We start from the raw sequence: 13,528 nt of genomic DNA, 5'->3' as shown, positions 1-13,528 counted from the left end.
GTGGACGCGCAGGCGGCCGCGACCGTCGGCGAATGGCTCGGCCGGATGCGCTTCCGGCTCGCGGGCCGGCATCGGTCGAAAGACGTGACGCTGTTCCAGCACGGCGCCGCGTCGATCGTGTTGAACGCGGAGCGCGACTCGTTCGCCGATGCGTTCTTCCAGCAGCACGGGCTGTCGCTGTGCGCGTCGGCCTTCCGCGTCGACGACGCAAAAGTGGCGTTCGAGCGCGCGGCCGGCTTCGGCTATGCGCCGTTCTCCGGCCGCGTCGGGCCGAACGAACGCGTGCTGCCGAGCGTGCAGGCGCCGGACGGCAGCCTCGAATACTTCGTCGACGAAGCGCCGAACGCGCCGACGCTGTACGAATCGGACTTCGTGCTGACCGACATCGACGGCCCAAGCGAAGTCGGCCCGCTGACGGGCATCGACCACGTGTGCCTCGCGCTGCCGGCCGACGCGCTCGATACGTGGATCCTGTTCTTCAAGACCGCGTTCGGCTTCGAGGCCGAGCGCAGCTGGCTCGTGCCCGACCCGTACGGGCTGATGCGCAGCCGCGCAGTGCGCAGCGCCGACGGTTCGGTGCGGATCGCGCTGAACGCGTCGGTCGACCGCCACACCGCGGTCGCCGAATCGCTCGACCGCTACCACGGCACGGGGCTGAACCACGTTGCGTTCCGCACCGACGACATCGTGAAGACGATCGCCGCGTTCGCGGCCGACGGCATTCCGTTCCTGCGCATTCCGCCTAACTACTACGACGATCTCGCCGCCCGCTACGCGCTGCCGGACGAGCTGATCGACACGCTGAGCACGCATCACCTGCTGTACGACCGCGACGAACACGGCGGTGAGTTCCTGCACGCGTATACAGAACTGGTCGACAACCGCTTCTCGCTCGAGATCGTCGAGCGGCGCGGCGGATACGACGGTTACGGCGCGGCAAACGCGGCCGTGCGGCTCGCCGCGCAGGCGCAGCGCAGGAAATAAGGGAACGAAGCTGACAGGAATTAAAGGGGCCGAATCACACTCGCAGCCCGCGGCTGCCTCAAAGGGCCGCATCCAGCACGCACCATCGTGGTGAATCGCCCGGCGACGCACCCGCCCGCGCGGCTCGCCGCGATCGGACCGGAAGCCGCGCGCCGTATGGCGTTACATCCGGTAACCCATACCGCAGCGCAGCATCCCGTCGCCCGGTGCGGTTTTAAGAATCGCTTAAGTCTTCGACGGCACCATCCGCAACCAGTACCCGATGGTTATCTTGAAAAGGAGGAAAGCGATGAGCGCCGTAGAAGCACCCGCGGGCCGCCAGGCCGCGCCCCCTGCAAAGAAGACGATGCTGCGCCGCCTGCTCAGTCATCATGAAATCGCGACGCTGCTCGTGCTGCTGCACGCACCGATCGGCGCGAACGCCAAACCCGAACTGCCCGCGCTGCAGGAAGCCGGCCTCGTCGAGATGGTCAAGCTCGACGCCGATACGGCCCCGAGCTTCCGGCTGACCGAAAACGGCACCGCCGTCCTGAAAGGGCTCGGCTACCGCTGAGCCGCCGTTTTCACCCTTTCCCGTTGTTCCGTATCACCCCGATCCCAGCGACTCGCCGGCGCTTTCGGCGTGTCGCGTCACCCTGCCCGCTCCTGCAGCATCAACCGGTATTCCGTCGGCGTCACGCCGACTGTCGCCTTGAACTGGCGCGTGAACGCGCTGTGATCCGTATAGCCGCATAGCGCCGCGACGTCGGTCACCTTGTCGTGCGTGACGAGCAGCGCGGTGGCCGCATCGAGCCGCGTCTTCAGCAGCACCTGGCGCGGCGTCAGGTGGAACACCTTGTGGAAGTAGCGTTCGAGCTGCGCGACCGACATCCCGGCCATCTGCGCGAGCTGCTTCAGGTTCAGCGGCTGCACGTAATGATCCTGGATGTGCTGGACCACATCGGCGAGCTTGCTGTACGCCGGATGCGAGCCTTCGTGCGCCTTCAGGTCGCGCGAGATGCCGGCGAGGCCGACGACCTTGCCCGCCGCGTCGCGCAACGGCTCCTTGCAGGTCAGGCACCAGCCCGGCTGGCGGCCCGGATACAGATGCAGCTCGAGCTGATCGATCAGTTGCTGGCCGGCGTTGATCGTCGCCATGTCCTGCTCGAAATAGCTGCGGCCGAAGCGGCGCGGAAACACTTCATCGGCCGTCTTGCCGAGCAGGTCGCGCTTGTCCTTGTAGCCGCAGCGCATCGCCAGCGTGCGATTGACGATCGCGTAGCGGCCGCTCGCATCCTTCACGAAGAACGCGACGTCCGGCAGCGCATCGAACACCGGTTCGAGCAGGCGGAAGTGCGCAAGCATCGCGCCGAGATCGGCATTGTCGGGCTGGTAGCGCAACGGTTCGGACAGGCTCATGGGCGGTACGGCAAGCAAGGTCGTCATCCCGGCAACCGCAAGGCGAGTGGCAGATGGCGTCGATTATAGAAGCGCCCCTTCGATCGCGTCGCGCCGATCGCAAAGGCGGGCAAGTTGGCGGCGGCCGTCGCATCGCGCCGCCGATCGGCCGGCATCGACACGCGTTATACGACATACGTTGCGTGCGCAACCACTGCGTCGAGCGTGCTGCGGCTGACGGCACATCCGCTTGCATCAGCGCCGCAGCCACGCATGTGCCGATACCGACATTCCGTGAGCGCACTGGCGCACTCGCACATCGGCACTGCGCGCCCGAACTCGCCAGCATAGAAATGCGAACGTGCAGCGTCTTGGCGCGTTTGCGCATTCGGCGTGACGATTTCGGCACATATCAGGGTTATCGACGATATGCCGATATCGTCGCCGGCCACGCACCGAACGCGCAAGACGCACGCATTTTCGCTACCTAGACTTCGCTTCACGGTCACGAGACGACCTTCCGCCGCGGCAGCAATCGGCGTGCACGGCCTGCGGCATCGGCCATCACGCACGCCGATTCCGGCACAGCCCGGGCAGCACGCGGCAAGCACGCACGGCCCTCGCATCGGCCTGCCGATCGAACCGTCTCGCCCGGTTTACCGGTGCCGGCCCGCCAGCCGGCGGCGGCCCAACCACGCCATCAAGGGGAAGTGAAAGTGAAGCTGAAGGTATCGCACGTCGCGCTGGCCGCTGCCTGCGCACTGTCGGGCGCGCACGCCATTGCCGCCGACGTCGTCAAGATCGGTTTCGCCGCACCGCTGACCGGCCCGCAGTCGAACTACGGCACGGACATGCAGAAGGGCGTGCAGCTCGCGATCGCCGATTTCAACGCGACGCGTCCGACGATCGGCGGCAAGCCCGTCACGTTCCAGCTCGATTCGCAGGACGACCAGGCCGACCCGCGCACCGGCACGACCGTCGCGCAGCGGCTGATCGACGACAACGTCCGCGGGGTCATCGGACACTTCAATTCGGGCACGAGCATTCCCGCGTCCGACCTGTACGATCGCGCAGGGCTGCCGCAGATCTCGATGGCCACGTCGCCGCAATACACGGCGCGCGGCTACAAGACGACCTACCGGCTGCTGACGAGCGACGCGCAGGCGGGCCGCATCGTCGGCACGTATGCGGTGAAGACGCTGCGCTTCAAGCGCATCGCGATCATCGACGACCGCACGGCCTACGGCCAGGGCATCGCCGACGAATTCGCGAAGGCCGTCGAGGCGGCGGGCGGCACGATCATCAAGCGCGACTTCACGAACGACAAGGCGCTCGATTTCTCCGCGATCCTGACCAACCTCAAGGGGATGAACCCGGACGCGATCTTCTACGGCGGCGGCGATGCGCAATCGTCGCCGATGATCCGCAAGATGCGCCAGCTCGGGATGAAGTCGGCATTCGTGACGGGCGAGATGTCGCGCTCGCCGACGTTCCTCAAGGTCGGCGGCGACGCGGCGGAAGGCGCGATCGTCTACATGGGCGGGCTGCCGAAGGAGAAGATGCCCGGTTTCACCGGCTACGCGGCACGCTACAAGGCGCGCTTCAACGAAGACGTGATCACCTACTCGCCGTACTCGTATGACGGCACGATCGCGCTGCTCACCGCGATGAAGGACGCAAACTCGACCGACCCGAAGGTGTACACGCCGTATCTCGGCAAGGTGTCGGTCAAGGGCGTGTCGGCGCCCAGCATCGCGTACGACGCGAAGGGCGACCTGAAGGATGCACCGGTGACGATCTACAAGGTCGAGCACGGCGCGTTCAAGCCGGTCGACACAATCGCCGGCAACTGATCCGCGAGACCGTGCCCCGCGCGGCGCGTCAGCGGCTCACCGGCCGCCCGCGCCGCGCGCGCTTTTGCTTCGGCTTTTGCTTCGGCTTTTGCTTCGGCTTCGGCTTCGGCTTCGGCTTCGGCTGAGGCTGAGGCTGAGGCTGAGGCTGAGGCTGAGGCTGAGGCTGAGGCTGAGGCTTCGCGATCCGAAGCGTTCCTCGGCGCGCACCCGCGCGCGCGCATTTTGCGCTCCTGTAGAATCCTCCCACCCGCTTTGACGCATCGCCCCCGCCGCACGCCATCCCGGTGCAGCGGTGTGTGTTTCGTGCCTCACCCGGCACGCGGCACGCTTCGACGATGCAAGCCGCGCCTTGTCAGTCCATGCCGATAGCGGGCCCTGGAGACGCAGCACCGACAACAACATTCGAAAACCGATCGTCCTGACCATGCAAGCTTCCGAATTGAGCGGCGTGCCTCGCGCCGCCGAACGTGCGCTCACGCGCAGCGACTACAAGACCCTTGGCCTTGCCGCACTGGGCGGCGCCCTCGAGTTCTACGACTTCATCATCTTCGTGTTCTTCGCGCCGGCGATTGGGCAACTGTTCTTCCCGCACGACATTCCCGACTGGCTGCGCCAGCTGCAGACGTTCGGCATCTTCGCGGCCGGCTATCTCGCGCGCCCGCTCGGCGGCGTGATCATGGCGCACTTCGGCGACCTGTTCGGCCGCAAGCGGATGTTCACGCTGAGCGTGCTGATGATGTCCGTGCCGACGCTGCTGATGGGCCTGCTGCCGACCTACGACACGATCGGCATTCTCGCGCCGGTGTTGCTGCTGCTGTTCCGCGTGCTGCAGGGCGCGGCGGTCGGCGGCGAAGTACCGGGCGCGTGGGTGTTCGTGTCCGAGCACGTGCCGTCGCGCCACATCGGCTACGCATGCGGCACGCTGACCGCGGGCCTGACGGCCGGCATCCTGCTCGGCTCGCTCGTCGCCGCCGGCATCAACAGCCGTTACTCGGCCGCCGAAGTCGGCGCGTTCGCGTGGCGCATCCCGTTCCTGCTCGGCGGTGTGTTCGGCCTGTTCTCCGTGTACCTGCGCCGCTGGCTGCATGAGACGCCGGTGTTCGCCGAAATGAAGGCGAAGAAGGCGCTCGCGGCCGAGATTCCGCTGAAGGCCGTGCTGCGTGACCATGGTCGCGCGGTGATCGTATCGATGCTGCTCACGTGGATGCTGTCGGCCGCGATCGTCGTCGTGATCCTGATGACGCCCACGCTGCTGCAGAAGCAGTTCCACCTGGCGCCCGCGACGACGCTGTTCGCGAACAGCGTCGCAACGCTGTGCCTGACGGCCGGCTGCATCACCGCGGGTTCGCTCGCGGGCTGGATCGGCGCGAAGCGCGTGCTCGGCATCGGCGGCCTCGGGCTGGCCGCGTGCTACTACCTGCTGTTCGTGCAGGTCGCGGCCGACGCGTCGACGCTGCCGATCTACTACGGGATCGCGGGCTTCATGGTCGGCACGATCGGCGCGGTGCCGTTCGTGATGGTCAGGAGCTTCCCGGCCGTCGTGCGCTTCTCGGGCATCTCGTTCTCGTACAACGTCGCGTATGCGATCTTCGGCGGCCTCACGCCGGTGATCGTGTCGCTGATGATGAAGTCGAATCCGCTCGCGCCGGTGGTGTATGTCGCCGCGATCTGCATACTCGGCGCGATCGCCGTGCAGTTCTCGAAGGATGCGAAGGAGGATCCGTCGCACTGAGCGGCGGAGCAGCGGCGGTGCGCACGCGGTTGCCGCCCGGTGCGGCGGGCAACTGCGGCACATGACCGGTCGCCTGCCCCCACCGGCGATCCATGAACAAAGGGCCGAACCCCGCGACATGCGGGATTCGGCCCTTTCTCATTTGCTTCAGCTGTGACTCAGCGGAGGGCGCGCGACGCGCTCAGCGCAGGCTGCCGTACGACGAACTCGGCCGGCGCAGCGCATCGATGCTCGCGCCGCCCGCGCCCGTGACGAACAGCAGCAGGAAGCCGCCGGCAATCGCGATGTTCTTCCAGAAGTGGATGACCATGTCGTGCTGGACCGCGGCGTCCGTCGCGTCCCAGAAATTGTGTCCGACCATCGCGGTCGCGACCGTATAGAGCGCCATGAGCAGTGCGAGCGGTTTCACCTTGTAGCCGACGATCAGCAACAGGCCGCCGAGCGCCTCGATCGCGACCACGACCGGCGCCACGTACTGTGCGAACGGCACGTTCAGCCCATGCAGGTAACCGATGAAATCGCCATAGCCGATCAGCTTCATCACGCCGCCCCACAGGAACAACGCCGCCAGCGCCAGGCGCGCGAAAAAAATGACGCCGGAATCGACGGAACGCGTCATGCCTCTCTCCTCGTATGCAATTCGGCCGACCGCCCGGAGCACACCCGGACAACTCGGCGCCGCGCGACCCTGCGGGGCCCGCGGCAAATGGGCCAGCATAGACAGAGTTTCGGCCGTGTCCAAGAAAAAGGTTGTAGCAAATCTTTACACGGCGGCCACCGCGCGGCCCGAAGGCGGCGAGTTGGAAAAGGCGTTTAGCCCGCGTCGCTCAACAACACGCCCTTCTTGAAGATGAAACAGCCGTAGCCGCGCAGCTCGCCGGTGACGATCACCGCGTAGGCCTGCTGCGCGCGCTCGTAGAACGCGAACCGGTCGACGCCCGTCAGCGGCACCGCGCGCCCTTCCGCGCGGTCGATCTCGGCCTGCACCTCGCGCTGCACGGGCGGCACCGCCGCCGCGTCGCCGACGACTTCCATCCGCCACGCGGGCGTGTCGACGAACGTATCGAGCGGCAGCACGGACAGCACCGCGCGCACGACGCGCGCCGAATCGGCACCGTCGATCCGCAGCGCGCGGCCGACCACCGTGTGCTCCGCGACGGATTCCGCCGGAAAATTCGCGTCGCAGATCGCGATTTCGTCACCGTGGCCCATCGCGCGCAGCGTGTGCAGGATGTCGGCGTGCAGCAGCGGGTCGAGATTCTTCAGCATGTCGGCTAGTCTCCGGGATCAGGAACGAACCGCATAACGTTACCCGATCCCGGTGGCAGTTGCGCATGCATCGCTCGCGTCACGCCGCCGCGGCCGGCATTTCGTCGATGAAACCCGTGACCGACGCGAGGCGGCCCGACGCGTCGACGGTGCCGAAGTCCGAACCCTTCACGATCGCCGCACCGTCGGGCGACACGAGCGCCCACGAGAACCGCAGGTGCTGGCCGAACCCGTCGACGTCGGTCGTGCGGCGAAAGCGAAACGCGGGGAAGCGCGTCTGCACGGCCGCGATCATCGCGTCGATGCCGGCATGGCCGTCGCCGGTCATCAGCGGATCGCGATAGGCCGCGTCGCTCGCGTAGGTCGCATCGATCAGCGCGCGCCGGCGCGCGACGTCGGGTTCGTTCCAGGCGTCGAAGTAGCGGTCGATCAGGTCGGCGTGAACGGGCGAAGCGGACGAAGCGGACGAAGCGGACGAAGCGGACGAAGCAGACGAAGCGGATTGGGCGGTGTTCATGGCGAGGCTCCTTGAGTCGATGAGAGGACGATGTCGCGAACGTGGCGTGTTTCGGTTTCGTATTCGCGTGCAGCCATCGTCGCCGGCCTCGCGCGGGCGGTCGATTACGTGCGGGGTAAGGAAATCGCACCGGTCGCTTCGAGCCCGTGGCCGCTCCGCACGCCGGACGTGACCCGCCATGCAGCAAGTTCTCCTCATCGTGGGCATCCCGTGAACACTTGCTCCGCCGCAATGAAAACGGGCGCCCTCGGGCGCCCGCTTCGTCTGGCGGCAACGGCCGAGCGCGTCAGGTCACCGGCGCCGGATTGAACAGCGTCAGCGCATTCGCGAGCTTCCATTGCTCGGCCCACGTGCGGCGCTTGCCGCTCGCGACGTCGAGCATCAGCCGGAACAGTTCCCAGCCGGTGTCCTCGATCGTCGCCGCGCCGGTCGCGATCTGCCCCGCGTCGAGATCCATCAGGTCGTGCCAGCGCCGCGCGAGATCGCTGCGCGTCGCGACCTTGATCACCGGCACCTGCGCGAGACCGTACGGCGTGCCGCGGCCGGTCGTGAAGATGTGCAGGTTCATCCCGGCCGCGAGCTGCAGCGTGCCGCAGATGAAATCGCTCGCGGGCGTCGCCGCGTACAGCAGGCCCTTCTGCTTCGCGCGATCGCCGGGGCGCACGACGCCGGCGATCGGCGCGCTGCCCGACTTCACGATCGAGCCCATCGCCTTCTCGACGATGTTCGACAGGCCGCCCTTCTTGTTGCCGGGCGTCGTGTTCGCGCTGCGGTCGACGCGGCCGCGCTGCAAGTAGCGGTCGTACCAGTCCATTTCGCGGATGATCTCGCGCGCCACGTCCTCGTTCGCCGCGCGCGACGTGAGCTGCGCGACACCATCGCGCACTTCCGTCACCTCGGAAAACATGATCGTCGCGCCCGCGCGCACCAGCAGGTCGGCCGCGAAGCCGACGGCCGGGTTCGCAGTGAGCCCCGAGAACGCGTCGCTGCCGCCGCACTGCACGCCGACGACGAGATCCGACGCGGGGCACGTCTCGCGGCGGCGGCGGTTCAATCGCTCGAGATGCGATTCGGCCATCTTCATGATCGAATCGATCATCGAGTTGAAGCCGACGTGCGCGGCGTCCTGCAGGCACACCACGCCGCCGTTGTCCGTCGCGCCGTCGGCCGCGACCGGAATCGTGCCGGGCGGCAGCAGGCGCTCGGGCTGCAGCTTCTCGCAGCCGAGGCTCACGGTCATCACTTCGCCGCCGAAGTTCGGATTCAGGCTGATGTTGCGCAGCGTGCGGATCGGGATGTCGGCGTCGGGTGCATCGATCGCCACGCCGCAGCCGTAGGTATGCTCGAGCCCGACCACGTCATCGACGTTCGGGTAGCGCGGCAGCAGCTCGGCCTTGATCCGCTTCACTGCATGCTCGACCACGCCCGACACGCACTGCACGGTCGTCGTGATCGCGAGGATGTTGCGCGTGCCGACCGAACCGTCGGCATTGCGGAAGCCCTCGAACGTATAGCCTTCGAGCGGCGGCAGTGGCGGCGCGGCACGCGTCGCGAGCGGCAGGTCGTCGAGCCCTGGCGGCTCGGGCATGCGCATCGTGCGCTCGTTGACCCAGCTGCCGCGCCGCAGCTCGACCAGCGCGTAGCCGATCACCACGTTGTAGCGGACGATCGGGTCGCCGGCCGCGAGGTCGACCAGCGCGACCTTGTGCCCCTGCGGCACACCTTCGCGCAGCGTCAGCCCGTCGGCGAACGTCGCGCCCTCGGGCAAGCCGCCGTCGTTGACGACGATCGCGACGTTGTCGTCCGGATGCACGCGAATATAGAGCGGGGAAGCAGTCATCGGAATTCCTGGAGGCTAGAGGCCACATCGTTAGTCATCATACGACATTCAACCGGGATCGGCGATGCTGCGTAAACCCTTATCCGGAAAGACCCTACCCTTTATCTGCCAGCAAACCGCTTGCGTCCCCCCTCCCCTCGTTGTACGATGACATACAACGACATCGCCAATGTGGCACGTATGCCGTTCCCGACGAACCCAGCACTCGCGCTAGACGGACGACCCAACCATGACTTCACCGCAAGAACTCAAACAGATCATCTCCCACGGCCTGCTGTCGTTTCCGCTGACGGATTTCGACGCCGACGGCAGCTTCCGCCCGTCCACCTATGCCGAGCGCCTGGAATGGCTCGCGCCGTACGGTGCGAGCGCGCTGTTCGCGGCCGGCGGCACCGGTGAATTCTTCTCGCTCACGCAGCGCGAGTATTCGGACGTGATCCGCGTCGCGACGGAAACCTGCAAGGGCAAGGTGCCGATCCTCGCCGGCGCGGGCGGCGCGACGCGCGTCGCAATCGAGTATGCGCAGGAGGCCGAGCGCCTCGGCGCAAGCGGCGTGCTGCTGATGCCGCACTACCTGACCGAAGCCAGCCAGGAAGGGATCGCCGACCACGTCGAGCAGGTGTGCCGCGCACTGAAGATCGGCGTGGTGGTATACAACCGCGCGAATTCGAAGCTGAACGCCGACATGCTCGAGCGCCTCGCCGATCGTTGCCCGAACCTGATCGGCTTCAAGGACGGCGTCGGCGAAATCGAAAGCATGGTGACGATCCGCCGCCGCCTCGGCGACCGTTTCGCGTATCTCGGCGGCCTGCCGACGGCCGAAGTCTATGCCGCTGCGTACAAGGCGCTCGGCGTGCCGGTGTATTCGTCGGCCGTGTTCAACTTCATCCCGAAGACGGCGATGGAATTCTACGAAGCGATCGCGAAGGACGACCACGCCACGGTCGGCCGCCTGATCGACGAATTCTTCCTGCCGTACCTGAAGATCCGCAATCGCCGCGCGGGCTACGCGGTCAGCATCGTGAAGGCGGGCGCGAAGCTCGTCGGCCATGACGCGGGCCCGGTGCGCGCGCCGCTCGTCGATCTCAACGACGAAGAAGTCGCGGAGCTCGACGTGCTGATCAAGAAGATGGGGCCGCAGTAAGCGGCAGGCAGTCAACCGGCACACGCTTCGGTGTGTGCCGGCGCGGAGCCGCGCGTCCGGCCCCGCTTGCGCTTTCCAACGGCCGCCCCGTGCTTCGCAGGGCGGCCGTTTTCGTCACATCTGCGAGATGGCGCCAACGATCCGGTAGCGCAGGCTGCCCAGCCTGAGCCGGGTCGTGGCGACCTCCGCGCCGGTGGCCGAGCGCCGCGCACGCGTGTTCGGATCGCTGGCGAGCATCTGGTCGAGTACGTCGGGATCGACGACTGCGTCGAAAAACCGTCCGATCGTGAGCATCGCGTATTGCTTCGCGGTGGCAAGCTGGCTGTTGGCCTGCGTCAGCGCGTCGGTGCGCAGGCCCGGGTCGCGCTCGTCGATGCTGCGGCGGTGCTTCAGTGCGAACACCAGCGCCTCCATGTCCAGCCTGAACCGCCTGACGGCCTGGCCGAACCGGAGCGAATGCGGATCCGAGCCGGTGACGGGCCGCCCCTGGTTGATCGTCACGTCGAATTCGCTGCCGCCCAGGTCGCGCTGCAATTCGAACAGCGCGTTAGCCAACACGCGGCCTTCGCTATATTCCCCGACCTGCGTGCGTACCGACTTCGCGACGTCGCCGACCGCTTTCCACAAGCCGGCCGCGAACAGGTGGTCGCCACGTTTGCTGATGTTCATGATGCCGTTCCCTCTTGGTCTTTTTCTGGATCTCTCAGGTTTCGCCTGCGGGTCGGTCGACCCGGGGCTCCGGTACTGTAGGAGAAATTCCGGCGACGCGGAAGACGGCGAGATCAATGACCGCTTTTTCCCCACGCAGCGCCGACGCCCCCCCCCCCGAGCACCGGATCCTCCCTACCGCCTCGGCACGATCCGGATTCATTACTCGCTCGGGCCAAGGCATCACCACCATCATCAATTGATGCCATAATTGATGCCTCATTCCTTTCCGAAGGTGCACCATGCGCACTACCTTGTCCCTTGACGACGCCCTGCTCGCCAAAGCGCAGCAATTAACTGGCGTGACCGAAAAATCGGCCTTGGTGAAAGAAGCGCTGCGCGCGTTGATCGCCCGCGAAAGCGCCCGGCGGCTCGCCCGTCTCGGTGGCACCGAACCTGATCTCGAATCCATCCCGCGCCGCCCGTCGGAGCCAGCATGATTCTTGTCGACACCTCCGTCTGGATCGACCATCTTCGAGCCGGCGACGTCACGCTCACCACGCTACTGGAAACCGAACGCGTACTGATCCATCCTTTCGTCATCGGCGAACTCGCCCTCGGCAGCCTGCGAGATCGCCAGACCGTGCTGGATGCGCTGCGCGACCTACCCGTCGCCACGTCCGCAACCGACGACGAAGTTCAGCAAATGGTCGATGTCGTGCCGCTTCACGGGCTCGGCATCGGCTACGTCGATGCGCACCTGCTCGCGTCGGTCCGACTGACCGATGGAAGCAAACTGTGGACACGCGACCGGCGCCTACTGGGTGCAGCAGACCGCCTGGGGCTCGCCGCGCATCCCGCCCACTGACGCGGCGAGATCGACACCACCCCAACCTGCCATGCAAAAAAGGCGGAAGCGGCTCACCGGCCACTTCCGCCTTTTCGTTTGTTGCGACCGGCAAGCACCCAGGCTCACCGGTCACAATGGATCGCTCCCTCAATCGAGGTGCGTCATCACTCCGCCTTCCCGTCCCGCAGCCGCGGAATCTCAAGCGGATTGCGCTCCTGCAACCCTTCCGGCAGCAGGTCGTCCGGAAAATCCTGGTAGCACACGGGCCTCAGGAAACGCTCGATCGCCGTCGCGCCGACCGACGTGACGGCCGGGTTCGACGTCGCGGGGAACGGCCCGCCGTGCACCATCGCGTCGCACACTTCGACGCCGGTCGGGTAGCCGTTCACGAGCAGGCGCCCGGCCTTGCGTTCGAGGATCGGCAGCAGCCGGCGCGCGAGCGGCTTGTCGTCGGCATCCATCTGCAGCGTGGCCGTCAGCTGGCCTTCGAGCGCGTCGAGCACGCGCGCGACTTCGTCGAGATCGCGGCAACGCACGATCAGCGACGCCGGGCCGAACACCTCGTGGCCGAACGCCGGCTCGGCCAGGAACGCCTGCGCGCCGACTTCGTACAGCGCGCCGCCGGCCTGGCAGTCGGTCTGCGCCGCCTCGCCTGCGCCGATTTCACGCACGCCCGGGAGTTCGGCCAGCTTGCCGCGGCCGTTGCGATACGCATCGGCGATGCCGCGCGTGAGCATCACGCCAGCCGGCTTCTTCGCGAGCGCCTGCGCGGCGACGGTTTCGAAGCGGTCGAGATCGGGGCCGTCGATCGCGAGCACGAGGCCCGGGTTGGTACAGAACTGGCCGACGCCGAGCGTCAGCGAATCGACGAAGCCCGTCGCGATCGCGTCGCCGCGCGCGGCGAGCGCCGCCGGGAACAGCACGACAGGGTTGATGCTGCTCATTTCCGCGTAGACGGGAATCGGCTGCGGACGCGCATTCGCGAGCTGCACGAGCGCCATGCCACCCTGCCGCGACCCGGTGAAGCCGACTGCCTGGATCGCCGGATGGCTGACGAGCGCCGCGCCGATCACGCGCGCCGGGGCGACCAGCAGCGAGAACACGCCGGCCGGCATCCCGGTTTTCGCGACGGCGGCGCGGATCGCGCGGCCAACCAGCTCGGACGTGCCGAGGTGTGCCTCGTGCGCCTTCACGATCACCGGGCAGCCGGCTGCGAGCGCCGACGCCGTATCGCCGCCGGCCACCGAGAACGCGAGCGGGAAATTGCTCGCACCGAACACGACGACGGGCCCGAGCCCGACTTTCTGCAGCCGC

Annotated in this window: 14 protein-coding genes; 7 read left to right on the top strand and 7 right to left on the bottom strand. The window is 67.0% G+C overall.

Translation table 11 applies throughout. The annotated features are described in order from the left end of the window. Together JYJ84_RS15025 and JYJ84_RS15020 are read left to right on the top strand one after the other, a co-directional pair. On the top strand, window positions 1-984 hold a 984-nt coding region (locus tag JYJ84_RS15025), incomplete at its 5' end, for a 4-hydroxyphenylpyruvate dioxygenase family protein (protein WP_205189255.1). 289 nt (window positions 985-1,273) lie between these two features. Continuing rightward, complete coding sequence (locus JYJ84_RS15020; protein WP_011353956.1) at window positions 1,274-1,537, top strand: hypothetical protein; 264 nt, start codon at window positions 1,274-1,276, stop codon at window positions 1,535-1,537. A gap of 77 nt (window positions 1,538-1,614) precedes the next feature. On the opposite strand, the gene JYJ84_RS15015 is transcribed toward JYJ84_RS15020, so the two are convergent. Beyond that, window positions 1,615-2,409, bottom strand: a complete 795-nt coding sequence (locus JYJ84_RS15015; protein WP_043180856.1) for an AraC family transcriptional regulator — start codon at window positions 2,407-2,409, stop codon at window positions 1,615-1,617. Between the two features lie 668 nt (window positions 2,410-3,077). Here JYJ84_RS15015 and JYJ84_RS15010 point away from each other — a divergent pair. Both JYJ84_RS15010 and JYJ84_RS15005 read left to right on the top strand, forming a co-directional pair. Next, window positions 3,078-4,214: a branched-chain amino acid ABC transporter substrate-binding protein gene (locus JYJ84_RS15010; protein WP_175222538.1), complete on the top strand. Its 1,137-nt coding sequence runs from the start codon at window positions 3,078-3,080 to the stop codon at window positions 4,212-4,214. A 424-nt stretch (window positions 4,215-4,638) separates the two neighbouring features. Then, entirely contained in the window at window positions 4,639-5,946 is a 1,308-nt protein-coding gene (locus JYJ84_RS15005; protein ID WP_122948067.1) for an MFS transporter, read from the top strand. A 181-nt stretch (window positions 5,947-6,127) separates the two neighbouring features. Here the strand turns inward: JYJ84_RS15005 and JYJ84_RS15000 are convergent, their stop codons facing one another. The 4 genes from JYJ84_RS15000 to garD all read right to left on the bottom strand — a co-directional run bounded on the left by JYJ84_RS15000 (window position 6,128) and on the right by garD (window position 9,572). Continuing rightward, the gene (locus JYJ84_RS15000; protein ID WP_122948068.1) at window positions 6,128-6,565 is read right to left on the bottom strand and encodes a DoxX family protein; all 438 of its coding nucleotides are present in this window, start codon (window positions 6,563-6,565) and stop codon (window positions 6,128-6,130) included. 194 nt (window positions 6,566-6,759) lie between these two features. Further along, window positions 6,760-7,215 (bottom strand): RbsD/FucU family protein, encoded by a 456-nt coding sequence (locus tag JYJ84_RS14995; RefSeq protein ID WP_069252540.1) that lies wholly within the window; start codon window positions 7,213-7,215, stop codon window positions 6,760-6,762. A gap of 79 nt (window positions 7,216-7,294) precedes the next feature. Continuing rightward, a complete protein-coding gene (locus JYJ84_RS14990; protein WP_236027523.1) occupies window positions 7,295-7,732 on the bottom strand; it encodes a nuclear transport factor 2 family protein in 438 nt (145 codons plus the stop codon). Between the two features lie 286 nt (window positions 7,733-8,018). Next, the gene (gene garD / locus JYJ84_RS14985) at window positions 8,019-9,572 is read right to left on the bottom strand and encodes a galactarate dehydratase (protein ID WP_043180866.1); all 1,554 of its coding nucleotides are present in this window, start codon (window positions 9,570-9,572) and stop codon (window positions 8,019-8,021) included. 229 nt (window positions 9,573-9,801) lie between these two features. Here garD and kdgD point away from each other — a divergent pair, with 229 nt between their 5' ends. Next, window positions 9,802-10,716, top strand: coding sequence for a 5-dehydro-4-deoxyglucarate dehydratase (gene kdgD / locus JYJ84_RS14980; RefSeq protein WP_122948070.1), 915 nt, complete (start codon window positions 9,802-9,804; stop codon window positions 10,714-10,716). Window positions 10,717-10,830: 114 nt separating this feature from the next. Here the strand turns inward: kdgD and JYJ84_RS14975 are convergent, their stop codons facing one another. Continuing rightward, a complete protein-coding gene (locus JYJ84_RS14975) occupies window positions 10,831-11,385 on the bottom strand; it encodes a hypothetical protein (RefSeq protein WP_122948071.1) in 555 nt (184 codons plus the stop codon). 281 nt (window positions 11,386-11,666) lie between these two features. On the opposite strand from JYJ84_RS14975, the gene JYJ84_RS14970 reads away from it, so the two are divergent. Next, window positions 11,667-11,864 carry a type II toxin-antitoxin system VapB family antitoxin gene (locus tag JYJ84_RS14970; protein WP_069252544.1) on the top strand — a complete coding sequence of 66 codons (198 nt, stop codon included), beginning with the start codon at window positions 11,667-11,669 and terminating at the stop codon, window positions 11,862-11,864. Beyond that, entirely contained in the window at window positions 11,861-12,232 is a 372-nt protein-coding gene (locus JYJ84_RS14965; protein WP_122948072.1) for a type II toxin-antitoxin system VapC family toxin, read from the top strand. Before JYJ84_RS14970 ends, JYJ84_RS14965 begins: the two co-directional genes overlap by 4 nt. Before the next feature lie 146 nt (window positions 12,233-12,378). Here the strand turns inward: JYJ84_RS14965 and JYJ84_RS14960 are convergent. Further along, window positions 12,379-13,528, bottom strand: a 1,150-nt coding sequence (locus JYJ84_RS14960) for an aldehyde dehydrogenase (NADP(+)) (protein ID WP_205189254.1), incomplete at its 5' end; no start/stop codon positions are given.

This window comes from Burkholderia sp. LMG 13014 (assembly GCF_905232215.1).
Classification (GTDB): Bacteria; Pseudomonadota; Gammaproteobacteria; order Burkholderiales; family Burkholderiaceae; genus Burkholderia.
This window is presented reverse-complemented; position numbering and strand designations above follow the sequence as displayed.

What these genes read in the sequence shown, in the direction of transcription:
- JYJ84_RS14995 (WP_069252540.1), bottom strand. Translation starts at nt 7,215, where the DNA reads ATGCTGAAGAATCTCGACCCGCTGCTGCACGCCGACATCCTGCACACG.
- garD (WP_043180866.1), bottom strand. Translation starts at nt 9,572, where the DNA reads ATGACTGCTTCCCCGCTCTATATTCGCGTGCATCCGGACGACAACGTC.
- JYJ84_RS15005 (WP_122948067.1), top strand. Translation starts at nt 4,639, where the DNA reads ATGCAAGCTTCCGAATTGAGCGGCGTGCCTCGCGCCGCCGAACGTGCG.
- kdgD (WP_122948070.1), top strand. Translation starts at nt 9,802, where the DNA reads ATGACTTCACCGCAAGAACTCAAACAGATCATCTCCCACGGCCTGCTG.
- JYJ84_RS15000 (WP_122948068.1), bottom strand. Translation starts at nt 6,565, where the DNA reads ATGACGCGTTCCGTCGATTCCGGCGTCATTTTTTTCGCGCGCCTGGCG.
- JYJ84_RS14975 (WP_122948071.1), bottom strand. Translation starts at nt 11,385, where the DNA reads ATGAACATCAGCAAACGTGGCGACCACCTGTTCGCGGCCGGCTTGTGG.
- JYJ84_RS14965 (WP_122948072.1), top strand. Translation starts at nt 11,861, where the DNA reads ATGATTCTTGTCGACACCTCCGTCTGGATCGACCATCTTCGAGCCGGC.
- JYJ84_RS15020 (WP_011353956.1), top strand. Translation starts at nt 1,274, where the DNA reads ATGAGCGCCGTAGAAGCACCCGCGGGCCGCCAGGCCGCGCCCCCTGCA.
- JYJ84_RS14990 (WP_236027523.1), bottom strand. Translation starts at nt 7,732, where the DNA reads ATGAACACCGCCCAATCCGCTTCGTCTGCTTCGTCCGCTTCGTCCGCT.
- JYJ84_RS15015 (WP_043180856.1), bottom strand. Translation starts at nt 2,409, where the DNA reads ATGACGACCTTGCTTGCCGTACCGCCCATGAGCCTGTCCGAACCGTTG.
- JYJ84_RS14970 (WP_069252544.1), top strand. Translation starts at nt 11,667, where the DNA reads ATGCGCACTACCTTGTCCCTTGACGACGCCCTGCTCGCCAAAGCGCAG.